This window comes from Rhodomicrobium sp. R_RK_3, assembly GCF_002198715.1.
Classification (GTDB): Bacteria; Pseudomonadota; Alphaproteobacteria; order Rhizobiales; family Rhodomicrobiaceae; genus R-RK-3.
The window spans coordinates 221,552-243,384 of record NZ_MWLK01000021.1; the positions used below are offsets into that span (position 1 = coordinate 221,552).

At 65.5% G+C, this 21,833-nt stretch carries 21 protein-coding genes; 15 read left to right on the top strand and 6 right to left on the bottom strand.

Features of this window, described 5'->3' with window-relative positions:
- The first annotated feature begins 101 nt into the window (after nucleotides 1–101).
- From BLEFHOIH_RS11955 to BLEFHOIH_RS11975, 5 genes are all read left to right on the top strand, one after another.
- The gene (locus BLEFHOIH_RS11955) at nucleotides 102–782 is read left to right on the top strand and encodes a TerC family protein (protein ID WP_088345674.1); all 681 of its coding nucleotides are present in this window, start codon (nucleotides 102–104) and stop codon (nucleotides 780–782) included.
- Nucleotides 783–795: 13 nt separating this feature from the next.
- Nucleotides 796–1,149, top strand: coding sequence for a hypothetical protein (locus tag BLEFHOIH_RS11960; protein WP_088345676.1), 354 nt, complete (start codon nucleotides 796–798; stop codon nucleotides 1,147–1,149).
- A 183-nt stretch (nucleotides 1,150–1,332) separates the two neighbouring features.
- Nucleotides 1,333–1,683 carry a hypothetical protein gene (locus BLEFHOIH_RS11965; protein WP_125461675.1) on the top strand — a complete coding sequence of 117 codons (351 nt, stop codon included), beginning with the start codon at nucleotides 1,333–1,335 and terminating at the stop codon, nucleotides 1,681–1,683.
- A gap of 174 nt (nucleotides 1,684–1,857) precedes the next feature.
- A complete protein-coding gene (gene mprF / locus BLEFHOIH_RS11970; protein WP_245296979.1) occupies nucleotides 1,858–4,530 on the top strand; it encodes a bifunctional lysylphosphatidylglycerol flippase/synthetase MprF in 2,673 nt (890 codons plus the stop codon).
- Nucleotides 4,527–5,891: a virulence factor family protein gene (locus tag BLEFHOIH_RS11975; RefSeq protein ID WP_170937120.1), complete on the top strand. Its 1,365-nt coding sequence runs from the start codon at nucleotides 4,527–4,529 to the stop codon at nucleotides 5,889–5,891. Before mprF ends, BLEFHOIH_RS11975 begins: the two co-directional genes overlap by 4 nt.
- A 269-nt stretch (nucleotides 5,892–6,160) precedes the next feature.
- On the opposite strand, the gene BLEFHOIH_RS11980 is transcribed toward BLEFHOIH_RS11975, so the two are convergent.
- Complete coding sequence (locus BLEFHOIH_RS11980; protein ID WP_088345682.1) at nucleotides 6,161–7,234, bottom strand: tartrate dehydrogenase; 1,074 nt, start codon at nucleotides 7,232–7,234, stop codon at nucleotides 6,161–6,163.
- Nucleotides 7,235–7,382: 148 nt separating this feature from the next.
- Between BLEFHOIH_RS11980 and BLEFHOIH_RS11985 the strand changes: the two genes are divergently transcribed.
- From BLEFHOIH_RS11985 to BLEFHOIH_RS11990, 3 genes are all read left to right on the top strand, one after another.
- The gene (locus BLEFHOIH_RS11985) at nucleotides 7,383–8,327 is read left to right on the top strand and encodes a glutaminase (RefSeq protein WP_088345865.1); all 945 of its coding nucleotides are present in this window, start codon (nucleotides 7,383–7,385) and stop codon (nucleotides 8,325–8,327) included.
- Nucleotides 8,328–8,599: 272 nt separating this feature from the next.
- The gene (locus tag BLEFHOIH_RS27510) at nucleotides 8,600–8,731 is read left to right on the top strand and encodes a hypothetical protein (protein WP_280950637.1); all 132 of its coding nucleotides are present in this window, start codon (nucleotides 8,600–8,602) and stop codon (nucleotides 8,729–8,731) included.
- On the top strand, nucleotides 8,691–9,893 hold the full coding sequence (locus tag BLEFHOIH_RS11990; RefSeq protein WP_245296980.1) for a cytochrome P450: 1,203 nt from the start codon (nucleotides 8,691–8,693) through the stop codon (nucleotides 9,891–9,893). The genes BLEFHOIH_RS27510 and BLEFHOIH_RS11990 overlap by 41 nt, the downstream gene beginning before the upstream one ends.
- Before the next feature lie 6 nt (nucleotides 9,894–9,899).
- On the opposite strand, the gene BLEFHOIH_RS11995 is transcribed toward BLEFHOIH_RS11990, so the two are convergent.
- Nucleotides 9,900–10,343 (bottom strand): HIT family protein, encoded by a 444-nt coding sequence (locus tag BLEFHOIH_RS11995; RefSeq protein ID WP_088345684.1) that lies wholly within the window; start codon nucleotides 10,341–10,343, stop codon nucleotides 9,900–9,902.
- A 260-nt stretch (nucleotides 10,344–10,603) separates the two neighbouring features.
- Here BLEFHOIH_RS11995 and BLEFHOIH_RS12000 point away from each other — a divergent pair, with 260 nt between their 5' ends.
- The 3 genes from BLEFHOIH_RS12000 to BLEFHOIH_RS12010 all read left to right on the top strand — a co-directional run bounded on the left by BLEFHOIH_RS12000 (nucleotide 10,604) and on the right by BLEFHOIH_RS12010 (nucleotide 13,114).
- A complete protein-coding gene (locus tag BLEFHOIH_RS12000) occupies nucleotides 10,604–10,957 on the top strand; it encodes a DUF1428 family protein (protein ID WP_088345686.1) in 354 nt (117 codons plus the stop codon).
- A gap of 157 nt (nucleotides 10,958–11,114) precedes the next feature.
- The gene (locus BLEFHOIH_RS12005) at nucleotides 11,115–11,579 is read left to right on the top strand and encodes a DUF3597 domain-containing protein (RefSeq protein ID WP_088345688.1); all 465 of its coding nucleotides are present in this window, start codon (nucleotides 11,115–11,117) and stop codon (nucleotides 11,577–11,579) included.
- 179 nt (nucleotides 11,580–11,758) lie between these two features.
- Nucleotides 11,759–13,114 carry an aspartate aminotransferase family protein gene (locus BLEFHOIH_RS12010; RefSeq protein WP_088345866.1) on the top strand — a complete coding sequence of 452 codons (1,356 nt, stop codon included), beginning with the start codon at nucleotides 11,759–11,761 and terminating at the stop codon, nucleotides 13,112–13,114.
- A gap of 151 nt (nucleotides 13,115–13,265) precedes the next feature.
- Here BLEFHOIH_RS12010 and BLEFHOIH_RS12015 read toward each other — a convergent pair whose 3' ends face one another.
- Nucleotides 13,266–15,662, bottom strand: coding sequence for a transketolase (locus BLEFHOIH_RS12015; protein ID WP_088345868.1), 2,397 nt, complete (start codon nucleotides 15,660–15,662; stop codon nucleotides 13,266–13,268).
- 136 nt (nucleotides 15,663–15,798) lie between these two features.
- Between BLEFHOIH_RS12015 and BLEFHOIH_RS12020 the strand changes: the two genes are divergently transcribed.
- From BLEFHOIH_RS12020 to BLEFHOIH_RS12035, 4 genes are all read left to right on the top strand, one after another.
- Entirely contained in the window at nucleotides 15,799–16,269 is a 471-nt protein-coding gene (locus tag BLEFHOIH_RS12020) for an Lrp/AsnC family transcriptional regulator (protein WP_088345690.1), read from the top strand.
- 55 nt (nucleotides 16,270–16,324) lie between these two features.
- The gene (locus BLEFHOIH_RS12025) at nucleotides 16,325–17,227 is read left to right on the top strand and encodes a LysR family transcriptional regulator (RefSeq protein WP_088345692.1); all 903 of its coding nucleotides are present in this window, start codon (nucleotides 16,325–16,327) and stop codon (nucleotides 17,225–17,227) included.
- 111 nt (nucleotides 17,228–17,338) lie between these two features.
- Nucleotides 17,339–17,611 (top strand): FmdB family zinc ribbon protein, encoded by a 273-nt coding sequence (locus BLEFHOIH_RS12030; protein ID WP_088345694.1) that lies wholly within the window; start codon nucleotides 17,339–17,341, stop codon nucleotides 17,609–17,611.
- A gap of 180 nt (nucleotides 17,612–17,791) precedes the next feature.
- Nucleotides 17,792–18,793: an MBL fold metallo-hydrolase gene (locus BLEFHOIH_RS12035; protein ID WP_088345695.1), complete on the top strand. Its 1,002-nt coding sequence runs from the start codon at nucleotides 17,792–17,794 to the stop codon at nucleotides 18,791–18,793.
- Nucleotides 18,794–19,012: 219 nt separating this feature from the next.
- On the opposite strand, the gene BLEFHOIH_RS12040 is transcribed toward BLEFHOIH_RS12035, so the two are convergent.
- The 3 genes from BLEFHOIH_RS12040 to BLEFHOIH_RS12050 are packed head-to-tail and all read right to left on the bottom strand — an operon-like array spanning nucleotide 19,013 to nucleotide 21,712.
- On the bottom strand, nucleotides 19,013–20,515 hold the full coding sequence (locus BLEFHOIH_RS12040) for a tripartite tricarboxylate transporter permease (protein ID WP_088345697.1): 1,503 nt from the start codon (nucleotides 20,513–20,515) through the stop codon (nucleotides 19,013–19,015).
- 10 nt (nucleotides 20,516–20,525) lie between these two features.
- The gene (locus BLEFHOIH_RS12045; protein ID WP_088345698.1) at nucleotides 20,526–21,020 is read right to left on the bottom strand and encodes a tripartite tricarboxylate transporter TctB family protein; all 495 of its coding nucleotides are present in this window, start codon (nucleotides 21,018–21,020) and stop codon (nucleotides 20,526–20,528) included.
- Entirely contained in the window at nucleotides 21,017–21,712 is a 696-nt protein-coding gene (locus BLEFHOIH_RS12050; protein ID WP_088345700.1) for a substrate-binding domain-containing protein, read from the bottom strand. Before BLEFHOIH_RS12050 ends, BLEFHOIH_RS12045 begins: the two co-directional genes overlap by 4 nt.
- Nucleotides 21,713–21,833 lie beyond the last annotated feature (121 nt).

Sequence of the window (21,833 nt, forward strand, 5' to 3'; positions counted from 1 at the left end):
CCGATGCACTACTTTTAACGCGTGCTGGTATACCAGCGACCGAGCCGCCGCGGGACGAGCAGGCTCGGCGCCCGACAACCAAAAAACCGTATTGGGAGAGCATGGAAGACCTTTATCCGCAGCTCATCGCGCTGCTGCAGATCACGCTCATCGACGTCGTGCTGGCGGGCGATAATGCCATCGTCGTCGGCCTTGCCGCGTCCAGAGTCGCGCCGGAATTACGCGCGAAAGTGATCTTTTGGGGCCTTGCCGGCGCCGTTTTACTTCGTATTTTCTTTGCAGCCATTACGGCGCAACTGCTCGCCATCATCGGATTGACCTTTGCCGGCGGCCTGTTGCTGCTCTGGGTCTGCTGGAAGATGTACCGCGAAATCCGCACAGGTTCGATGGCGCACGAGACCGAGACCCGGCCACAATCGGTCGGCGCCGCCGCCGCGCCCGAAATTGCCCGCCCGATGAGTTTCTGGTCGGCCATCCTCCAGATCCTGATCGCCGACGTCTCCATGTCGCTCGACAATGTGCTGGCCGTCGCCGGTGCGGCGAAGGGCCATACCTGGGTGCTGATCGTCGGCCTCCTGCTGTCCATCGTGCTGATGGCCGTCGCCGCCAATGTGATCGCCAAGCTGCTCGCCCGCTATCACTGGATCACCTGGATCGGTCTCGCGATCATCCTCTTCGTCGCCGTCGACATGATCTATCGCGGCGCCATCGAGCTGCAGGGCTATGTGGCCGCAAATGGCGGTCTCGCCAGCCTGTCCGATATCGTGACGCGATTGTTTTAGAAAGAAAAACGCGATGCGCCAAGCCTCTCGGAATCTTCGCAGTTCATCCTATGACGAGGTGGCGAGGCGCAGCGCACGCCAGCAATGGCAGAGCGCCGTGGTTCTGGCGGGGGCTCTCGCCGCCGCCTCCTTCGTGCCGCATCCGATCGTGCTGCCGCTGACCAGCGTCATCCTGGTCGCGGCCGGCTGCGCGGTGGCGGCTTTCGCGTGGGTCAGGGCCGAAAAGCGCGAGGCGGATCAGTTCACCCGGTGGGATCAGGCCGGTATTTTCGTCTTCGCCGGCTTCCTGGCGGCGCTGACCGCCGATTCCGCCGAGGCTCTGAGCTTCATCGAGGCGTTCGCTGACCGGTCTCCGGCGCGCGAATAGGGTTTTCTCCCTGGGACGCCGGGCGGGGCCGATCAGGTCTCCCCGGCGGCCTTTTCCGGCAATGCGGCAACAGCGCCGCCATTTCCGCCGTACAAGTAACCGATTTCCGCGCTATATCCAGCGGTCGGGCCTTAAAAGGCGTGGTCATCGTAGCCACGTTAAGCGGTCTACTGATGGAAGGCGATGATGCGGTTCACTCGCGTTGCCCGTTCGATGGCGTTGCTGCTGGGCTTTGTGCTCGCCCTTTCGGGTGCCTGGGCGCAATTCGGCGCGTCCATCCGCCATCAGCATCCCGCCTTCAAGGGTTTGATTGCCCCCGTCGCCACCCTGGAAGACGGCGTCGACCTTACCAGCGATGATGGATTTGCCATCGCCCCGGAAGGCAATGGCTGGCCGGATGGCGCCATTTCGGCCGTTCTTCCCTCACCCTATAGCGTCGCCTCGCCCGCCATTCTCACGGCGCGGGAGCACGTCCAGCCGGCGGCCGGCGTTGGGCAGAAGGCGCATCTCTCGACAGGTCCGCCCGCCGCGTAATCCACCTTTGGTTAAGGATGACGCCCGAATTGCGCCCGGCAAGCTCTTTGCCGGACCTCTTGAGAGGTTGAAAATGCTTTCCTTTTCTACCATCGATGATGGCGGTCACGGCCGGCGCGCGCTCGGGTTGCAAACCAAGTCTGTTTCTTAAGCCCATTCGCATTTGATGGACGCATGACCATGCAATCCCGGATCGCACAGACCGCGAATCTCGCGGATATTGCCGGAAATCCCCGGCCTGACGATTTTAAGCGCAGCCTCTTCGGACTGCTTGCCCGGCTCGACTGGGGCAAGATCGGCATCGCCATCGGCGTTGCGGTGCTGGTGGCCGTCTGCCTGGGCTTGCGGCGTGAACTTGCGGCGATCACCTGGGATCAGGTCGGCGCGGCCATGGCCAATGTGCCCGCCGCCAGCATCCTGGCAGCGTTTGCGGCGACCGCCCTGTCTTATACCGCGCTGGTCGGTTTCGACTGGCTCGCCTTGCGCCAAAGCGGCATCAACTCCGTACCGCTTTGGTTCGTCGGCCTTACCTCCTTCATCGGCCACGCCTTCACCTTCACCCTCGGCTTCGGCGTGCTGACCGGCGGCGCGGTGCGGCTGCGGCTCTACCAGACCAAGGGCGTCCCCATCGAGCGCGGCGTCGCGGTCGGCGCGCTGTCCGCCATCGGCTTCTGGACGGGGCTGGCCGCCATCGGCGGCATCTGCCTGCTGCTGGAGCCGGCGGCTTTTGGCGCGGTCGACGGCCTGGGTCTCGCCGTCAACCGTCTCGCCGGGGCGGCTGTCCTGGCGGTGCTTGGCGGCTGGATCGCCTACACGGCGGTGAGCGACCGGGCGATTTCCCTCGGCGGCTGGAGTATGAACCTGCCGGGGCCGGCCTCGACGCTTGGCTCCATGCTGATCGGCATGGCCGATACCGGCGCGGCGGCGCTGGCGCTTTGGTTCCTGATGCCGTCCGGGCTCGACATGTCCTTCCCTGGCTTTCTGGTGATCTTCGTCGCGGCGACCATTCTCGGCGTTGTCAGCCATGTGCCGGGCGGGCTGGGCGTTTTCGAGGCGGTGTTCGTGCTTGCGGTCCCGCAAAGCCTTCGCGCGGATCTGATCGGATCGCTGCTGCTGTTCCGCGTCGTCTACTACCTCGTCCCCTTCGGCATCGCGGCCGGGTTACTGGCTTTGCACGAAGCCTGGCCCTACCGCTCGACCGTCGCCTCTGCGCTGGGCAATTTTTCCAAGGCGGCCGGACGGTTCATGCCGCAAATCACGGCGGGCGCGGTGTTCGTCGGCGGCTTCGTGCTCATTCTCTCCGGCGCGCTCCCCGCCGAGCCCAACCGCATGGCCGCCCTCCGCAACGTCGTGCCGCTGCCCTTCGTTGAAAGCTCGCATCTGGTGGCGAGCATCGTCGGCACCTTCCTCCTGGTGATCGCGCATGGCCTGTCGCGGCAATTGCGCTCGGCCTGGCGGCTCTCGATCTGGCTGCTGAGCGCGGCGGCGCTATTCTCCCTCGCCAAGGGCTTCGACTACGAGGAAGCGCTGATCTGCCTCGCCGTCGTCGGGCTGCTCTGGTTCAACCGGGATCAGTATTACCGCCTCTCCGGCGGGCTCGAAGGCGCGCTGTCGCTGCCCTGGCTGGTCGCCATCTTCAGCGCGGCGGCGGTGTCGATCTGGGCGGGTTTTTGGGTCTACCAGCAGGTCGGCTATGAGGGCTCGCTGTGGTGGGACTTCTGCTACAACGCCGATGCGCCGCGCTTCCTGCGCGCCAGTCTCGCGGTGTCGGTGACGAGCGTCGCGCTGATCCTCTATAAATTCCTGCACCAGCCCTACCTGATGCAGGAACCGGCCACGCTCGGCGACAATGCCGGGGTCGAGGATCTGGTCGCGCATTCCAACCGGCTCGACGCGCAATTGGCTTTCCTCGGCGACAAGCGCTTCGAATTCGCCGAGGGCGGCGACGGCTTCGTCATGTACGGCGTGCAAGGCTCGAGCTGGATCGCCATGGGCGACCCCATCGCCACCAGCGAGGAGGCCACCCGCAAGCTGATCTGGCGCTATAAGGAACTGGCCGACCTCTATCGCGGCGTCGCGGTATTCTACCAGATCGACACGCGCTATTTGCCCGTCTATCTCGACGCCGGTTTCGCCATGGCCAAGCTTGGCGAGGACGCCTGGGTCGACCTCAATAAGTTCTCGCTCGAGGGCAGCGAGTTCCGCAAGTTGCGCCAGTCGAAATCCCATGCCCAGCGGGCGGGCGTCAGCTTCGAGATCGTCAAGGCCGAGGACATTCCTCCGCTGCTGCCGGAGCTGAAACGGGTGTCTGACGCCTGGCTCGCGGGCTTTCCCGGCCAGGAGAAAGGCTTCACGCTCGGCTTCTGGTCGGAGGAATATCTGAGCCGCTACGATCACGCCATCGTCCGCAGCAATGGCGAGATCGTCGCCTTCGCCAATATCTGGGGTCCCGGTCCCGGGGGCGAATATTCCGTCGACCTGATGCGCCACACGCCGGACGCGCCCGGCGGCGTGATGGATTACCTGTTCATCTGCCTGCTTGAGCGGCTGAAGGCCGATGGCGGCCAATGGTTCAATCTGGGCATGGCGCCGCTGTCGGGCCTGCCGCAGCACCGTCTCGCGCCGCTCTGGAGCCAACTCGCCTCGCTGATCTACCATCGCGGCGGGCGCTTTTACAATTTCGAGGGCCTGCGCGCCTTCAAGAACAAATTCAAGCCCGAATGGCGGCCGCGCTATCTCGCCTATCCCGGCGGTCTGTCACTGCCGCAAATCCTGCTCGATGCCACACGCCTGATTTCCTCCAGCCCGATGCGGGCCCGCGCCGTCAAGGGGAACGCGCAATCATGAAACTCCTATCGTTTTGCCTGGCACTGCTGCTGCTGCTGGCCGCCGCCGTTCCCGCGCCCGCTTTCGCGCAGACCGCACCTCGTTCGATTACCACCGACATCGGCGACATCGGACGCATCGAGGTCCTGGCGCCGGAAGGCGAGCCCAATGCCTTTATCATCTTCATCTCGGACCGCGACGGGCTGACGCCGCAATTCCGCGCCCAAGCCCTGCAACTGGTCGGGAAAGGGGCCGCCGTCGCCCTGGTCGATGAGCCCGAGGTGGTCCGCCTCCAGGCCGCCAGCGACGATGTCGACTGCCATTATCTTTTCGGGGATTTCGAGGACCTGTCGCTCGGAGCGCAGCGCCAGCTCAACATGGCCACATGGCGCCAGCCCTTGCTTGTCGGCGTAGGGGAAGGCGGCGCGCTCGCCTATTACGCGATGGCCCAGGCCCCCGACAACACCACCATCGGCGCGGTCAGCGACGGGTTCAGCCCGCAGTTCGAATCCAAGCTGCAATGGTGTGAAGGCGCGCCGAAGAAAGCGGCGGTGGGACAGCTCTTCACCTATTCCCCGATGCCGGAATTGCCCGGACGCTGGACCTGGATCACCAGCGAGCAGCCGAAGGGCGATTTGGCCGCCTTCGCCACCGCCAATGCCCTGACCACGGTGAAGGTCGTGCCCGACCCGGCCGACCGCTTCAACGCCGTGGTCGAGGCCGCCTACGCCATCATAGGGACACCGAGCGAGCCGCTCGCCGGCCTTCCGCTGGTCGAGCTTCCCGCGACCAACGGCAAGCCGACCGCGATGGTGGTGTTCTTCTCCGGCGATGGCGGCTGGCGCGATATCGACAAGCAGATCGGCGACTATCTGTCCGCGCGAGGCGTCGCCGTCATCGGCGTCGATTCGCTGCGCTATTTCTGGAGCAAGAAGGATCCCAAGCAGATCGCCGCCGATGTCGACCGGATCGTCGCGCATTATCAGCGCAAATGGCATCCGGAGCGCATCGGCCTGCTAGGCTTTTCCTTCGGCGCCGATGTGCTGCCGCTCGCCTGGGGCAAGCTCTCCCGCGATACCCAGAAGGCCGTCAATCTGATCGCGCTGCTCGGCCTCAGCTCCACTGCCGATTTGCAGATTTCCGTCGAAGGCTGGCTCGGCCTGTCTTCGGGCGAGGGCATTGCTCCGTATCTGGCGGGGCTGCCGGCGCAGAAAGTCATGTGTTTCTTCGGCACCGACGAAAAGGCCGATAAGGAAACCGGCTGCATCCTCCCCGAACTGGGCAAGGCGACGCTCATCGAGCGACCCGGCGGCCATCATTTCGACGGCGTCTACCAGCCGGTCGCCGAAAGCATCCTCGCCCGCCTCGGCGAGGAAGGTTGACCGGGCGAGCCGGGATCAGATAAGCGGGACGCAAAGATCGCCCACGCTGCCGCAGCGCACCTCTCCATTTTGCAAAACTCAATCTATTCCGTCGCCCCGGCCGAAGAGCCGGGGCCCACTCGCCTCTCACCTTGCCGCAGTGCCAGCGGATCCGGTATTGGGTCCCGGCTCACCGCTACGCGGTGTCGGGGGTGACGAGGGGAAAGGCCGAATGCGACGCCTAAGGTCTCCGTAGGAGAGGGGAGGATATCTGCCCGCCGACGCCTGCCCTAGACATTCGAGCTGTAGATCGCCTCGACGACCGCGTCGGTGACTTGGCGGGTCGTCGCTGTTCCGCCGACGTCGGGCGTGAGGATGCCCGCGCCCGTTACCTGCTCCACCGCGCGCATCAGCCGTGACGACGCATCCGCCTCGCCGAGATGGTCGAGCATCTGCGCCGCCGTCCAGAAGGCGGCGACGGGATTGGCGATGCCCTTGCCGGTAATGTCGAAGGCCGAGCCGTGGATCGGCTCGAACATCGACGGGAAACGGCGCTCGGGATCGATATTGGCGGTCGGCGCGACGCCGAGGCTGCCCGCCAGCGCGCCGGCCAGATCGGAGAGGATGTCGGCCTGGAGATTTGTCGCAACGACGGTGTCGATGCTGCGCGGATGCAAGGTCATGCGCACGGTCATGGCGTCGACCAGCGTCTTGTCCCAGGTGACATCGGGGAATTCGGCGGCGACTTCGGCCGCGATCTCGTCCCACATCACCATTCCGTGCCGCTGCGCGTTCGACTTGGTAACGACGGTGAGCAGCTTGCGCGGCCGCGACTGCGCCAGCCTGAAGGCGTAGCGCATGATCCGGGTGACGCCGACGCGGGTGAAGATCGCGACTTCAGTGCCGACCTCCTCCGGCAGGCCGCGATGCGCCCGCCCGCCATTGCCGGAATATTCGCCCTCCGAATTCTCGCGCACGATCACCCAGTCCAGGTCGCCCGGCCCGACATTGCGCAAGGGCGAGAGGATGCCGGGCAGGATGCGGGTCGGGCGGACATTGGCATATTGGTCAAAGCCCTGGCAGATCGGCAGGCGCAGGCCCCAGAGCGTGATGTGGTCCGGCACGTCGGGTGCGCCGACCGCGCCGAAATAGATGGCGTCGAAGCGCTTGAGCCGGGCGAGCCCGTCCGCCGGCATCATCACGCCGTGCCGCTTGTAATAGTCCGAGCCCCAGTCGAAATGCTCGACCTCGAAGCTGACCTCGCCGAGCCGTTTCGCGAGCGCTTCGAGCACGGTCAGCCCGGCGGCGATGACTTCGGGGCCGATGCCGTCGGCGGGAATGGCGGCGATGGAATAGGCGCGCATGGGCAAGGTCAGCTTTCCCGGCTAGGTTGACGGTCAGAAGCCCTGATTTGGCAGGGCAAACACCGCTCGCCGCGCAAGAATGCCGACAGATCCGCGGCCGCGCAAGCGTGGGCAGCGCCTTACCGAAGCGATGAGGGAGCAAGCCGCCATGAAAGAGAAAACCATCCCGGCCGCCGCGCTTCAGGACCTGATCGACGGCGTCCACGCGGAATTGGCGCCCCGGCTCGGCGAGGGCCGAGTCGCCGATTACATCCCTGAACTCGCTAATGTCGATCCGAGGAAGCTCGGTATCACCATCGCAACGGTCGGCGGCGACATGGTGTCGGCGGGCGACGCGGAAGAGCTGTTCTCGATCCAGAGCATCTCGAAGGTGTTCACCTTGACGCTCGCCCTCGGCAAGGTCGGCGACACGCTGTGGCGGCGCGTCGGGCGCGAGCCGTCCGGATCGCCGTTCAATTCGATCGTGCAGCTCGAGGCGGAGCACGGCGTCCCGCGCAACCCCTTCATCAATGCCGGTGCCATCGTGGTGACGGACGTCGTGCTTGGCAACCGTGCGCCCTCCGAGGCGATCGACCAGATCCTGCAATTCATGCGCTGCCTCGCCGAGGATGACTCGATCGCCATCGATCCCGCCGTCGCCCGCTCCGAGAACGAGACCGGCTTCCGCAACCGGGCGCTGGCGAATTACATGCGCGCCTTCGGCAATCTCGACAATGATGTCGACAAGGCGCTCGGCGTCTATTTCCACCAATGCGCCATCGCCATGTGCACCCGCCAACTTGCCCGCGCCGGCCTTTTCCTGGCCGGGGAGGGGCGCGACCCGCTCAACGGCCAGCGCCTCGTCTCGGCCGAGCGGGCGCGCCGCGTCAATGCGCTGATGCTGACCTGCGGCCATTATGACGGCTCGGGCGATTTCGCCTTCCGGGTCGGCCTGCCCGGCAAGAGCGGCGTCGGCGGCGGCATCCTCGCCATCGTTCCCGACGTCGCCTCGATCACGGTCTGGTCGCCCGCGCTCAATGCGCAGGGCAATTCGCTGTTCGGCGCGCTGGCGCTGGAGAAGATCGCCGCCTCGACCGGCTGGTCCATCTTCTGAAGCGGGATCACCTGGCGAGGGGTGGATTCCCGTAAGGCGCAGCGCGTCGCTCCCGCTTTGGCGCAGCGTCCGATATCGACGCTCCGCATTACGGATGAAACCCCCGCCCCCGGCATTGAAACAGCCTCGTAGCCTGCGCCGCCTAGCCTGGCACTGCCGCCCGGCGTCTAACAGCCCAATGCCGGGATAGGTGGGATGTCGAGGCTGTCTGGCGCTCCCGGACACGCCGGGCAGCCTCGATCCAAAGTTTCGCGGGCGGCAAGGAGCGACGCATGAGCCAGCACGCAACGCTACCCGAAGATATCGCCTGGACCTTCATCAGCACGGCCGCGCACGCCGTCGACGGACCGCTCGAAGAAGCCTATGCCTGGGCCAGACGCGCCGCTCGCGCGCGCCGAGCTTGAGGGCCGTTCGCCCTTCTGGGCAGTCACCAAACATGAGGACATCCGCCTCATCAGCCGGCAGAACGACCTTTTCCACTCCGCCGACCGCTCCACCATCTTCACCACCAAGACCGGCGAGGCGCACATCCGCGAAGTGACCGGCGGCAGGGCGAACCGGCTCCGCCACATGATCCACATGGACGCGCCGGAACATCTCGCCAATCGCGCGATCACCCAGCCTGCCTTCATGCCCGGCTCCTTGCGCCAGCTCGAGGCGGGGCTAAGGGATCTGGCCCAGGGCCAGGTGGCGCGGATGGCCGCCTGCGAGGGCGCTTGCGATTTCGCCGCCGACATCGCCCAGATCTACCCCATGAGCGTCATCATGCAGATGCTCGGCGTTCCTGCAGCGGACGCGCCGCTGATGCAGCGCCTGACATCGGCAATTCTCGCCACCAACGATGCGCATTTCAATCCGGAGCTGAACCAGGTTTCCCCGGAGGAGAAATTTGGCGCCATCTTGAAGGCGGTCGATGCCAATATCGACGAATTCGCGGCTTATTTCGCCAGGTTGGTTGCTCAGCGGCGGGCGGAACCGCAGAACGACCTGCTCTCCACCGTCGCCAACGCCACCATCGACGGCGCGCCGATGAATGCGGAGGAGACGATGAGCTACATCATCCTCCTCGTGCTGGCGGGGCACGACACGACGGCGACATCCCTCTCCACCGGCATGCAGAAGCTGTGCGAGAGCCCGGAGCTGCTGGCCCGGATGCGCGGCGCCGACACCAAGCTGATCGACGGCTTCGTCGACGAGTCGATCCGCTGGGCCTCGCCCGCGCGCCATTTCATGCGCAGCGCCACCGCCGATACCACGGTGCGCGGGCAGCATATCGCCGCCGGCGACTGGCTGATGCTGTGCTACCCATCAGGCAATCGCGACGAAGAGGTGTTCGAGGATCCCTACAGCTTCCGTGTCGATCGCTCGCCCAACCCGCATCTCGCCTTCGGCTATGGCGTTCACAAATGCCTCGGCATTCATCTCGCCAAGCTGGAGATGCGGATTTTCTGGGAGACACTGCTGCCGCGCCTCGAAGCGGCCGAACTGGCGGGCACGCCGGAGAAGACCTATTCGATTCTGGTCAATAGCCTGCGCAGCATGCCGATCCGCTACCGTCTGAACTGACGCAAGTCAGGCCGCCAGCGCCCCGGCGATGACCCGAGCGAGCTCGCGCAGCCGCTCGGGTTCGCCGGGCTCGAGCTGGGAGCCATGGGGCCTGAGCGGCTTGCCCGCCCAGCACGGAATCACGTGGAAATGGAAGTGGTCGACGGTCTGTCCGGCCGCGCGGCCGCTGAACTGCGCCACCACTACGCCGTCCGGCTGCAAGGCTGTGCGGATCGCGGCCGCGATGCGCTGAACGGCACCGACCACGGTCTGCAAGGTGGCGCGTTCCATGTCGAGGATGGTCCGGGCGGTGCTGGTCTTGGAAATCACCAGAACGTGGCCGTCCGCCTGCGGATAAATATCCATGAAGGCTAGGATTTCGTCGTCCTCATAGACGCGCACGGCCGGCACTTCACCGCGCAGGATCTTGGCGAAAACATTGTCGTGGTCGTAGGTGCCGTCGAGCGACATAGCGCGCTCCTTCAATGGTACGCAGATGGTGGGATGGATGTCCGTGGGGGACGCTTTTGCGCGTCCAGGGCCTGCATTCGCCCTCCGCCACTATACAAATCTATGCCCGCATTGCTACCAGGCGATAACCATTGGCGCAGATCTGGTTACGATCGTAACAATGTCCACCCCAAGCCGGTCGCCGGAAAAATCGGCCAAGATCTGTCGGTTTTAGCCTCGGCCGCGCGTCCTCTGGGGGGATCGAATACAAGGAGGTTTCCATGGCCTATGTCGACGGATTCATAATTGCCGTGCCGAAGGAGAAAATCGAAGCCTATAAGGAGCTTGCGCGCCTCGCCGGGCAGGTCTGGAAGGAATATGGCGCGCTTGCCTATGTCGAGTGCACCGGCGACGACCTGCCCTATGGGGAGTTGACCTCCTTCCCGCGCGCCGTGCTGGCGAAGGAGGACGAGACCGTTGTCTTCGCCTGGATCGTTTATGAATCGCGCGAGCAGCGCGATGCGATCAATAAGAAGGTCATGGCGGACCCCCGGCTGCAGACCGATCCGGCCGGCTGCCCCTTCGACACCAAGCGCATGGTCTTTGGCGGCTTTGAGACTTTTGTGCAGGTTTAGCCCGGGGGCGGTTCACCTTTCGCATTTTACGCATTCCATGAAGTGTGAGGCAATGTTTTGGCGGCAAACTCAGGCTCTTAGCCATCGCTGAGAGCCGGGCCGATCCGGCCGGCGCTGCTTGGCGCCGGTCCATTCCCGCGCATTACAGGAGTCCTCAATGAGCATCTTCGGCAAAATCGCCTCGTCCATCTTCGGCTCCGGTGAAGGGCACGCGGCGGAGGCCGAGCCTGTCGCGGCCGGCGGCATTCCCCCGACGCCCGCCACGAAGGGCGCGGCCCCGGCGGCACCGGCGGCGGCGCCGAGATCGGTCGCGGCGACCGCGGCGGCCTGGGCATTCGGCGGCAAGGACAATCAGACCGTGGATGTCGCCGTCGTGCTCGACAAGCTCACCCTGAGTGCCGGCGCGCAGCAACTGCAATGGCGCACCTCCATCGTCGACATGATGAAATTGCTCAAGCTCGACAGCAGCCTCGCCGCGCGCAAGGCGCTGGCCGACGAGCTGAAATATCCCGGCGACAAGAACGATTCCGCGACGATGAACATCTGGCTGCACAAGCAGGTCATGACCAAGCTCGCCGAGAATGGCGGCGTCGTGCCCAAGGAACTCGTGCACAAAGCCTAAGCCCTCCTCCCGAGGCTGCGGCCGGTCGGACCTTCTCGCTTCGGCGCGGGATGTGCGGCCGGCCGCAGGCTTTCCTGCCTCTTCACGCCCCCACGCAATTCCTGCTTCTGCCAATCCCGGCTTGCGGTTAACCTATCGCGGAACGGGAATGTTTGGCCTCGGCCGGAAAGGGCGAAATCATGGACACAGTCGCGGGCACGGGCAGCACGGCGTCGGCCAATCAGGAAGAGGCGTTCTGGCGCGATGCCGGCGATCACCTCATCCGCTATGGCGGCAGCTTCGCGCCGCTGATCATCGAGCGCGCCGCCGGCTGCTACATGTACGACGCCGACGGGCGCGCCATCCTCGATTTCACCTCCGGCCAGATGAGCGCGATCATCGGCCACGGCCATCCCGAAATTGCCGAGGTGGTGGCGCATCATGCGCGCGAACTGGATCATCTGTTCAGCGGGATGCTGACGCGCCCCGTGGTGGCGCTGGCGGCGAAGCTGGCCGAAATCACGCCGCCCGGCCTTGATCGCTCGCTGTTGCTCAGCACCGGCGGCGAGGCCAATGAGGCCGCCATCAAGATGGCGAAGCTGGCCACCGGCAAATTCGAGATCGTCGGCTTTGCTCAATCCTGGCACGGCATGACGGGCGGCGCTTCCTCGGCGACCTATTCGGCGGGACGCAAGGGCTACGGACCGGCCGCCGTCGGCTCGCTGGCCATTTCCGCGCCCTATCCCTACAGGCCCCGCTTCGAGAAGAACGGCCGCTATGACTGGCTCGCCGAACTCGATTACGGCTTCGACCTCATCGACCGGCAATCGACCGGCAACCTTGCCGCCTTCATCGCCGAGCCGATCCTGTCCTCCGGCGGTATGATCGACCTGCCCGAAGGCTATCTCGCCGCGCTAAAGGCCCGCTGCGAGGCGCGCGGCATGCTGCTCATCCTCGACGAGGCGCAAACCGGGATGGGCCGCACCGGCGCCATGTTCGCTTTCGAGCGAGACGGCGTCGTGCCCGACATTCTGACCTTGTCCAAGACGCTCGGCGCCGGGCTGCCGCTTGCCGCCGTCGTGACCTCGAAGGCGATCGAGGAGCGCTGCCATGAGCGCGGCTTCCTGTTCTACACCACGCATGTCTCCGATCCGCTGCCGGCCGCCGTCGGCAACAAGGTGATCGAGATCATCTTGCGCGACAATCTGATGGCGCGCGCCCGCGAGGCCGGCGGGCGTCTGCGCAAGGGGCTGGAGGAGATCCAGGCGCGCTATCCCATCGTCGGCGATGTCCGGGGTCGCGGCTTGATGCTCGGCATGGAGATCGTGCGCGACAGGGCGACCAAGGAACCGGCATCGGAGCTGGGCGCGGCGATCACCGGCCGCTGCCTGGAGCTCGGGCTCAGCATGAATATCGTGCAATTGCCAGGGCTTGCGGGTGTGTTCCGCATCGCCCCGCCCCTGACGGCGAGCGACGCCGATATCGATCTCGGCCTCTCGATCATGGACGAGGCCATCGCGTCGGTGCTCGCCGGCACGAAGGGGCTCGCTGTCTAACCGCAGCCGCCCCATTCGTCGCCCCGGCCGTCAGAGCCGGGGCCCACTCGCATCTCCTCTTGCCGCAGCGTTCGGGGATAGATGATTGGGTCCCGGCTCACCGCTTCGCGGCGTCCGGGACGACGATCACAACGACTGCGGTCGCTGACCGTCAGACCGCGACCTTGCGGTGCCGGATGGGCTGGCCAGGGGTGATGCGCTCGGCGGCGTCGATGATGGCGTTGGCGTCGATGCCGTAATGGGCATAGAGGTCGCCGATGGTGCCGGTCTGGCCGAAATGCTCGACGCCCAGCGAGCGGACCTTATGGCCGCAGACCGCGCCCAGCCACGCGAGGGTCGCCGGGTGGCCGTCGATGATTGTGACGAGCCCGCAATCGCGCGGCAGCGGCGCCAGCAGCGTCTCGATATGGCTGACGGCGCGCTGGCCCTGGTCCTGCGCCTTCTGCGCCGCGCTCCAGCCGGCATTCAGCCGGTCCGCCGAGGTGATGGCGAGCAGGCCGATATCGCGCCGGTCCTCGCCGAGCAATCCAGCCGCTTCGATCGCCTCAGGCGCGACGACCCCGGTATAGGCGATGACGACGGCCGGGTTCGGCCCCGGTTCACGCAGCCAGTAAGCGCCGTTGATGATGTCGTTCGCCAGCTTCGGCGTCATGATGCGCTGCGGCTGCTCGACCGGCCGCGTCGAGAGGCGCAGATAGACCGAGCCGCCGCTGAGGTCGCGCAGCCAGTTGGCGGGATTGGCGCCGCGCTCGCCGTCGCGCTGCATATAGTCGAGGCCCCAGCGCATGATGATGGCGAGTTCGTCGGCGAAGGCGGGCTCGAAACTGGCCAGCCCGTCCTGCGCCATGCCGATCAGCGGCGTCGCGATGGATTGGTGCGCTCCGCCCTCCGGCGCCAGGGTGATGCCCGAGGGTGTCGCGACGACCATGAAGCGGGCGTCCTGGTAGCAGGCATAGTTGAGGGCATCCAGGCCCCGCTCGATGAAGGGATCGTAGAGCGTGCCGATGGGCAGCAGGCGCTCGCCATTGATCGAATGCGACAAGCCGAGCGCAGAGAGCAGCAAGAACAGGTTCATCTCGGCGATGCCCAGTTCGATATGCTGGCCCTTGGGCGAGAATTCCCAGGCGAAGGTCGAGGGGATCTTCTCCTTGCGGAAGAGATCGGCGACGGTTTCGCGGGCGAACAGGCCGCGCCGGTTGACCCAGCCGCCGAGATTGGTCGAGACGGTCACGTCCGGCGAGGTGGTGACGATGCGCCCGGCGATGGCGTGGTCGGAGCGCGCGAGTTCGTTCAGGATCAGGCCGAAGCTTTGCTGGGTGGACATGACAGGCGCGGGCGGGAAGGCCAGCGTCTCCGGCACGTCGATATGCGGCGCGGCATGGCGACGCGGCGTCCCTTTCGCGAAGGGCACAGCGGCGAGAAACGCCTCGATCTCGTCCTCGGCGAAGGGCATGCCCTCCAGCCGGTCCCATTCGTGCCCTGGCCGGACGCCTTGCGCGGCGCGCCAATTCTCCATCTGCGTCGGGGTCATCAGGCCGGCGTGATTGTCCTTATGGCCCTGGAACGGCAGGCCGATGCCCTTGATGGTATAGGCGATGAAGCAGACCGGACGGTCATGGTCGATGGCGTCGAACGCCTCGATCACGCTGGCGAGGTCGTGTCCGCCGAGATTGGACATCAGCGCCAGCAACTCGGCGTCGGAGCGCGCCTCGATCAGCGCCGTCACCGGCCCCTGGTCGCCGATCTCGTCCATCAGCCGCTTGCGGAAGGCGGCCCCGCCCTGGAAGCAAAGCGCGGCGTAAAGCTGGTTCGGGCAATTGTCGATCCATTGGCGCAAAGCCTCGCCGCCGGGCTCGGCGAAGGCGGCCTGCATCAGTTTGCCATATTTGATGATGACCACGTCCCAGCCGAAATTGCGGAACATGGTCTCGAACTTCTCCCAAAGGCCCTCGCGGATGACGGCGTCGAGGCTCTGACGGTTGTAGTCGACGATCCACCAGCAATTGCGCAGGCCCTGCTTCCAGCCCTCGATCAGCGCTTCGTAGACATTGCCCTCGTCCATCTCGGCATCGCCCACGAGCGCGATCATGCGCCCCTCGGGCCGGCCCTGCGTCCAGCCACGGGCGCGGACATAATCCTGCACCAGCGAGGCGAACAGGGTTTGCGCAACGCCCAGGCCGACGGAGCCGGTCGAGAAATCGACGTCGTCGGCATCCTTGGTGCGCGAGGGGTAGGATTGCGCGCCCTTATAGCCGCGGAATTTCTCGAGCTGCTCGCGTGATTGCGCACCGAGCAGATATTGGATGGCATGGAAGACCGGGCTTGCATGGGGCTTCACCGCGACGCGGTCCTGCGGGCGCAGCACGGAGAAATAAAGCGCCGTCATGATCGTCGCCAGCGAGGCCGATGAGGCCTGGTGGCCGCCGATCTTCAGCCCGTCGCTGTTCGGGCGGACATGGTTGGCGTGGTGGATCATCCAGGAGGACAGCCAGAGCACCTTCTTCTCAAGCGCCGCGAGCATGTCGAGCTGGGAGATGGGCTTGGTCATGAGGTCGTCCTCGATTTTCGGGCCAGATACGAACATACCGGAAACAGCGTGGCGAGATTTCTCAAATATCGCCTCTTGCCAGGCCGATCCTGGCAGCCCATTCTAAAGCTGACGGCCAGCTCATCAAATTATTCCAATGACCGAACTCGACGCCATCGACCGCAAAATCCTGGCGCAGCTTCAGCTCGACAGCCGCATCACGGTTCAGGAGCTGAGCGAGAAAGTCGGCCTGTCGCCGTCGCCCTGCCATCGCCGGGTGCGGCTGCTGGAGGAGCGCGGCGTCATCACGCGCTATATAGCCATGGTGGACCAGACGGCGGTCGGTCTGCCGGTCAGCGTCTTCGTCTCGATCAAGCTGGAGCGGCAGAGCGAGGAGGCGCTGGACCGTTTTGCCAAGGCCATTTCCGGCTGGCGCGAAGTGCTCGAATGCTACCTGATGACCGGCCCGCGCGATTATCTCCTGCGCGTCGTGGTGAGCGATCTCCCGGCCTATGAGCGCTTCCTCAAGCAGAAGCTGACGCGGCTCGAAGGGATATCCTCGATCGAGTCGAGCTTTGCGCTCGATCAGGTCAAATATTCCATCGCCCTGCCGGTCTCGCCCGATTGAGCGGAACAATGCAGAAGATACATGACGATAGGGAACGCCATCCGCAGCGGCAGCCATGATCGATAAGCTCGAATTCCTGATTGCGCTCGCCCATGAAAAGCATTTCGGCCGGGCGGCGGAGGCCTGCGGCGTCACCCAGCCGACGCTGTCGGCGGGCATCAAGCAGCTCGAGGAAACGCTCGGCGTGATGCTGGTCAGGCGCGGCTCGCGCTTCCTCGGTCTCACCGTCGAGGGCGACCGCGTGCTGGAATGGGCAAGGCGGATTGTCGCCGATTCCCGCGCGCTGAAGCAGGATGTCGATGCCCTGAAGCGCGGTCTCAGCGGGCATCTGCGCATCGCCGCGATCCCGACGGCGCTCCCCATCGTCGCCGCGCTCACGACGCCGTTCCACAAGCGCTATCCGGCGGTGCGCTATACGGTGATATCGCGCTCGTCGCAGGAAATCCTCGAGCTGCTCGGCAATCTCGAAATCGATGTCGGCCTGACCTATCTCGACAATGAGCCGCTCGGCCGGGTGAGCATAGTGCCGCTCTATACCGAGCGATATTGCCTGCTCATCAACCGGGACGCGGCGCTCGCGGCCAAAAAGACAGTGACCTGGGCGGAGGTGGCGAAGATCCCGCTCTGCCTGCTCACGCCGGACATGCAGAACCGACGCATCATCGACCGCAATCTGCAGATCGCGGGCGCGACCGCCTCGGCAACGCTGGAGAGCAATTCGATGATCGTGCTGTTCGCCCATATCCAGACCGGCCAATGGGCGACGATCATGCCGGAAAAGCTGACCCGCAGCTTCAGCCTCGCCGACAAGGTCAACGTGATCCCGATCGGCGCGCCGGATACCGCCTACACCATCGGCCTGATCGCCGGACCGCGCGAGCCGCTGACGCCGCTGGTGACGGCGATCATGCTCGAGGCCCGGCGCGCCGCCAGTTCCCTCGGCGATCTGGCCGGGTAGGTGAATGCTGCTTTGACACTAATGCCGTCGACAATCCGGTCCCGCCCGATCTAGACTGAGCGCCGCGCCTTTGGGTTCCTCCCGGAGAAGCGCAGCCGCAAGGGGAGCCTCATGCCCGTCTATGATTACGATTGCGCGCATTGCGGTCCCTTCACCGCGACGCAGCAGATGGCCAGGAGCGCCGAGCCGCTCGCATGCCCCGAATGCGGCGAGGCCGCGCCGCGCGCCTTCTTCACCGCGCCCGCCGTCGCCGGTATGGATGCCGGGCGGCGCAGTGCCATGGCCAGCAATGAGCGCAGCGCCAGCGAGCCGCGCCAGTCCAAGGCCCATGGGGCAGGCTGCGGCTGCTGCGCGGCGCCGAGGAAAGTCCGCGCCCCCGGATGACCGCGCGCTGAGGTGCGGCCCCGAGGCGATGGCCTCCCGCGACACCAAACATTTCAGGCGTATGGCTATCAAAACTGTGTGAGGTTGCCGCCCCGGGCAAGGCCCGGGCGGGGCCTTTGCCTATGCCGGACCATTTGCCCTCTGGTAGGATTGTGCGGTTAATCAATAAGGGAGGAACACATGACCAAACTTAGCCGCCGCGCCGTCCTGGCGAGCGCCGCCGCCGCGACCGCCATCGCGGCCAGCGCCGGGATCGCCCTCCGGCCCGCGCAGGCCGCAACGCCGAAGGCAACCATGCAGGCACCAGGATTCTACCGCTACAAGGTCGGCGACATCGAGGTCACCGTCGTCACCGATGGGGCGCGCTCCTTCCCGCTGCCCGACAATTTCGTCACCAATGCCGGCAAGGCGGAGGTCAACGCCGCGCTCGAGGCGGCCTACATGCCCAAGGACACGATGACGATCTATTTCTCGCCGATCATCGTCAATACCGGCTCCAAGCTGATCGTCATCGATACCGGCTACGGCCCCGCGGCCGCCGCCAAGCCCGGCAGCACCGCTGGGCTTTTCCAGCAGAACCTCGCCGCCGCCGGCATCGATCCGAAATCCGTCGACACCGTGGTTATCTCGCATTTCCATGGCGACCATGTGAACGGCCTGCTCGACGCCAATAGCGCGCCGACCTTCCCCAATGCCGAGATTCTGGTCCCGGCAGTGGAATATAAATATTGGATGGACGATGGCGAGATGTCCCGCGCGCCGGCCGGCCGGATGGCGGACCTGTTCCGGGATAACCGCAAGGTGTTCAACGACGAGATCAAGAAGCGCGTCGCGACCTACGAGTGGAACAAGGAGGTCGCGCCGGGCATCCTGGCGCAGGCGACGCCCGGCCACACGCCGGGGCATACCTCCTACGTGATCTCGTCCGGGACGGGCAAGGTCTTCATCCAGTCGGACGTGACCAACAATCCGGCGCTATTCGTGCGCAATCCGCAATGGCACGCCACTTTCGACCAGGATGGCGACATGGCCGAGGCGACCCGCCGCAAGGTCTACGACATGCTGGCCGCCGAGAAGATGCTGGTGCAGGGTTTCCACTACCCGTTCCCGGCCCTCGGCCACGTCGAGAAAGACGGCAGCGGCTACCGCCTCGTGCCGGTTCACTGGACGCCGCAGCTTTAGGCGGGTGTACCCCATTTTCGTCGTCCTGGACGGCCGTCAGGCCGAGCCGGGACCCAATGGCCCTTCCGCGAACCTTGCGGAAAGTGGCGATATGAGTAGGCCCCGGCTCTGACGGCCGGGGCGACAAAGTTTTTGCATCAGGTGCGAAGCCCCGATCCGGAATTGGCTGCAGCCAGGGTGAGGCGCTAATGGCCCGTCGGGCGATCTCCGCCCCTCCGCTTACTCCACGAACACCTTGTTCCGCGCCTTGTTGATCGACGGAACCAGCGAGATCACGATCAGGATCGCCGTCAGCGCCAAAAGCGTCGCCGAGATCGAGTGGGAGACGAAGGTCTCCAGCGCGCCGCGCGAGATCAGCAGCGACTGGCGGAATTTCTCCTCCAGCAGCCGGCCCAGGACGAAGCCCAGCACCAAGGGCGCGGGCTCGAATTCCAGCTTCATCAGCACATAGCCGAAGAAGCCGAAAATCGCCACCATGCCGACTTCGGCGGCGCTGTTGTCGATGGAATAGATGCCGATGCAGCAGAACAGCACGATGGCCGGGAATAGCAGCCGGTAGGGCGCGCGGATCAGCCGGATCCATAGGCCGACAAGCGGCAGGTTGATGACCAGCAGCATCAGATTGCCGATCCACATCGAGGCGACCATGCCCCAGAACAGCGCCGGCTGCTTGCTGACGATCTGCGGGCCGGGCACGATGCCGTGGATGGTCATGGCGCCGACCATCAGCGCCATCACCGCGTTGGGCGGAATGCCGAGAGTCAGCAGCGGCAGGAACGACGTCTGCGCGCCGGCATTGTTGGCCGCTTCCGGTCCCGCCACGCCCTCGATGGCGCCATGTCCGAAACGTGCGGGCTCCTTGGACAGCCGCTTCTCCGTCGCATAGGAGGCGAAGGGGCCGAGCAGCGCGCCATTGCCGGGCAAAAGGCCGAGGAATCCGCCGATGAAGGTGCCGCGCAGGATCGGTCCGCTCGACATTTTTAGGTCGCTCAGATCGGGCAGCAGACGGCCGATGGGCGCGTCCTGCACGACGCGCGTTTCGCGCTGTTCGATGGTGCGCAGGATTTCTGCGAAGCCGAAAATGCCCATGGCGATGACGGCAAATTCGATGCCGTCATAAATCTCGGCGACGCCGAAGGTCAGCCGCGCTTGCCCGGTTTCCAGATCCGTGCCGACGGTCGAGAACAGGATGCCGGTGAAGATCATCGCCACGGCCTTGGCCAGCGAACCGCGCGCCAGCACCACGGCGAACATCAGGCCGAACACCATCAGCGAGAAATAATCGGCGGGCCCAAACAGCAGCGCGAAGCGGGTCAGCGGCGCGCCGAGGGCGGCGATGAACAATGTCGCGATGGTGCCGGCGACGAAGGAGCTGATCGCCGCGATGCCGAGCGCGACGCCCGCGCGGCCCTGGCTTGCCATCCGGTGGCCGTCCAGCGTGGTGACGACGGAGGTCACTTCGCCGGGTATGTTGGCGATGATGGCGGTGGTCGAGCCGCCATATTGGGCGCCGTAATAGATGCCCGCCAGCATGATCAGCGCGCCGACCGGGTCGATGCCGAAAGTGACCGGCAGCAGCATGGCGATGGTGGCGACAGGGCCGATGCCGGGCAGGACGCCGATCAGCGTGCCGATCAGGCAGCCGAGGAAGCACAGCATCAGCGCTTTCAGCGACAGGGCGACGCCGAAGCCGAGGGCAAGATTGGCGATCATGTCGGCCATGAGCGGTGCCTCAATAGCCGAGGAGATACGGCATCAGCGGGATCGGCAAGCCCAGCAGCCATTTGAACAGGAGCGCGCCGCCGATGGTCATGATGACGGCGAAGGGGATGATCTCGACGAGGCGCGTTTCGCGGTCGCCGAAGGCGGAGATGATGACGGAGAGCGGCCCGGCGACGGCAAGGCCGAAATCGCGGATGGTGAGCGAGAAGACCAGCACGCCGCCGAAGACGAAGACGATGCCGCGCCAGTGCCAGCGCTCCGGCGCGTTGCCTTCGGTGATGAAGCTTTCGGCGATGAGCGCGGCGCCGAAGATGGCGATGGCGGCGCTGGCGATGCGCGGCATCATGCCAGGACCCATGCGGGAGAGCTCGCCACCGGGCAGGTCGATGGCGCCGTAGAAGCCGAGTGCGGCGAGTCCGAGCAGGAACAGGCCGCCAAAGAATTCGATGGGCGCCTTGATGCGCGATTTTCTTCCGGCCCCGGCAGTGTCGTCGGTCGCCGTCATAGGCCGAAACCGAGTTGCTTGCGCGTCGCTTCGGCTTCGGGGGCGGCCAGCAGGGCAGCGAGGCGGCGGGCGGCGTCCGGATGCGCGGCGAGGGTCGCGGCACCTGCGGTGTATATCGTCGCCAGCTCGAATTGCTTGGGCAGGACGCCGACGAGCGTCAGGCCGTCGACGGCCAGGATCTCCGTGATCTGGGTGCAGCCGATTGGGTGCGCATCGCTGGACGCGGCGAGTGCGAGCATGGCGGTCGCACCGTTGGGATAGGTCCGCAGCCGCGCCGCCACCTCATCCGCAATGCCGAGCGCGGCGAGGATCTTGGCGAAATGGATGCCCGCCGTGGCGAGCTTGGGGTCGGGGAAATAGATCGCATCCGCGGCGAGGAGCGCGGCGCGGAGTTCGCCCGCGTTGCCGATGGCTGGGGTCGGTTCGCCAGCACGCACCGCGACGGCGGTCAGCACGGAGCCGATGTCGCGGACGGAGGCCGGATCGATATGGCCGCCATCCGCCAGTTCGGAGATCAACGCCTGGGTCAAAATCACCAGATCGGCCGGCTCGCCATTGAGCACCCTGGCCTTCATGCCGCCGACCGCGCCGAAACTGCCGTCGATATCGAGACCGGTTTCCGTCTTGAACCGCGCCGCGAGCGCCCCGACCAGCGCCTGCGCCGCCCCTCCGCTCAGCACTCTCAATGCCATTCCTGCACGTCTCCTGGAACTCGTCGTTTGACTGGCGTCCGGCCCCCTCACCCACCCGCCTGCGGCGGGAGCCCTCTCCCACGAGGGGAAAGGGCAAGCAGGGCGCCTCTCGTTTTTAGCC

Excerpts from the sequence above, each read along its gene's own strand:
- BLEFHOIH_RS11955 (WP_088345674.1), top strand. The coding sequence starts at position 102 with ATGGAAGACCTTTATCCGCAGCTCATCGCGCTGCTGCAGATCACGCTC.
- BLEFHOIH_RS11960 (WP_088345676.1), top strand. The coding sequence starts at position 796 with ATGCGCCAAGCCTCTCGGAATCTTCGCAGTTCATCCTATGACGAGGTG.
- BLEFHOIH_RS11965 (WP_125461675.1), top strand. The coding sequence starts at position 1,333 with ATGATGCGGTTCACTCGCGTTGCCCGTTCGATGGCGTTGCTGCTGGGC.
- mprF (WP_245296979.1), top strand. The coding sequence starts at position 1,858 with ATGACCATGCAATCCCGGATCGCACAGACCGCGAATCTCGCGGATATT.
- BLEFHOIH_RS11975 (WP_170937120.1), top strand. The coding sequence starts at position 4,527 with ATGAAACTCCTATCGTTTTGCCTGGCACTGCTGCTGCTGCTGGCCGCC.
- BLEFHOIH_RS11980 (WP_088345682.1), bottom strand. The coding sequence starts at position 7,234 with ATGCGCGCCTATTCCATCGCCGCCATTCCCGCCGACGGCATCGGCCCC.
- BLEFHOIH_RS11985 (WP_088345865.1), top strand. The coding sequence starts at position 7,383 with ATGAAAGAGAAAACCATCCCGGCCGCCGCGCTTCAGGACCTGATCGAC.
- BLEFHOIH_RS27510 (WP_280950637.1), top strand. The coding sequence starts at position 8,600 with ATGAGCCAGCACGCAACGCTACCCGAAGATATCGCCTGGACCTTCATC.
- BLEFHOIH_RS11990 (WP_245296980.1), top strand. The coding sequence starts at position 8,691 with ATGCCTGGGCCAGACGCGCCGCTCGCGCGCGCCGAGCTTGAGGGCCGT.
- BLEFHOIH_RS11995 (WP_088345684.1), bottom strand. The coding sequence starts at position 10,343 with ATGTCGCTCGACGGCACCTACGACCACGACAATGTTTTCGCCAAGATC.
- BLEFHOIH_RS12000 (WP_088345686.1), top strand. The coding sequence starts at position 10,604 with ATGGCCTATGTCGACGGATTCATAATTGCCGTGCCGAAGGAGAAAATC.
- BLEFHOIH_RS12005 (WP_088345688.1), top strand. The coding sequence starts at position 11,115 with ATGAGCATCTTCGGCAAAATCGCCTCGTCCATCTTCGGCTCCGGTGAA.
- BLEFHOIH_RS12010 (WP_088345866.1), top strand. The coding sequence starts at position 11,759 with ATGGACACAGTCGCGGGCACGGGCAGCACGGCGTCGGCCAATCAGGAA.
- BLEFHOIH_RS12015 (WP_088345868.1), bottom strand. The coding sequence starts at position 15,662 with ATGACCAAGCCCATCTCCCAGCTCGACATGCTCGCGGCGCTTGAGAAG.
- BLEFHOIH_RS12020 (WP_088345690.1), top strand. The coding sequence starts at position 15,799 with ATGACCGAACTCGACGCCATCGACCGCAAAATCCTGGCGCAGCTTCAG.
- BLEFHOIH_RS12025 (WP_088345692.1), top strand. The coding sequence starts at position 16,325 with ATGATCGATAAGCTCGAATTCCTGATTGCGCTCGCCCATGAAAAGCAT.
- BLEFHOIH_RS12030 (WP_088345694.1), top strand. The coding sequence starts at position 17,339 with ATGCCCGTCTATGATTACGATTGCGCGCATTGCGGTCCCTTCACCGCG.
- BLEFHOIH_RS12035 (WP_088345695.1), top strand. The coding sequence starts at position 17,792 with ATGACCAAACTTAGCCGCCGCGCCGTCCTGGCGAGCGCCGCCGCCGCG.
- BLEFHOIH_RS12040 (WP_088345697.1), bottom strand. The coding sequence starts at position 20,515 with ATGGCCGACATGATCGCCAATCTTGCCCTCGGCTTCGGCGTCGCCCTG.
- BLEFHOIH_RS12045 (WP_088345698.1), bottom strand. The coding sequence starts at position 21,020 with ATGACGGCGACCGACGACACTGCCGGGGCCGGAAGAAAATCGCGCATC.
- BLEFHOIH_RS12050 (WP_088345700.1), bottom strand. The coding sequence starts at position 21,712 with ATGGCATTGAGAGTGCTGAGCGGAGGGGCGGCGCAGGCGCTGGTCGGG.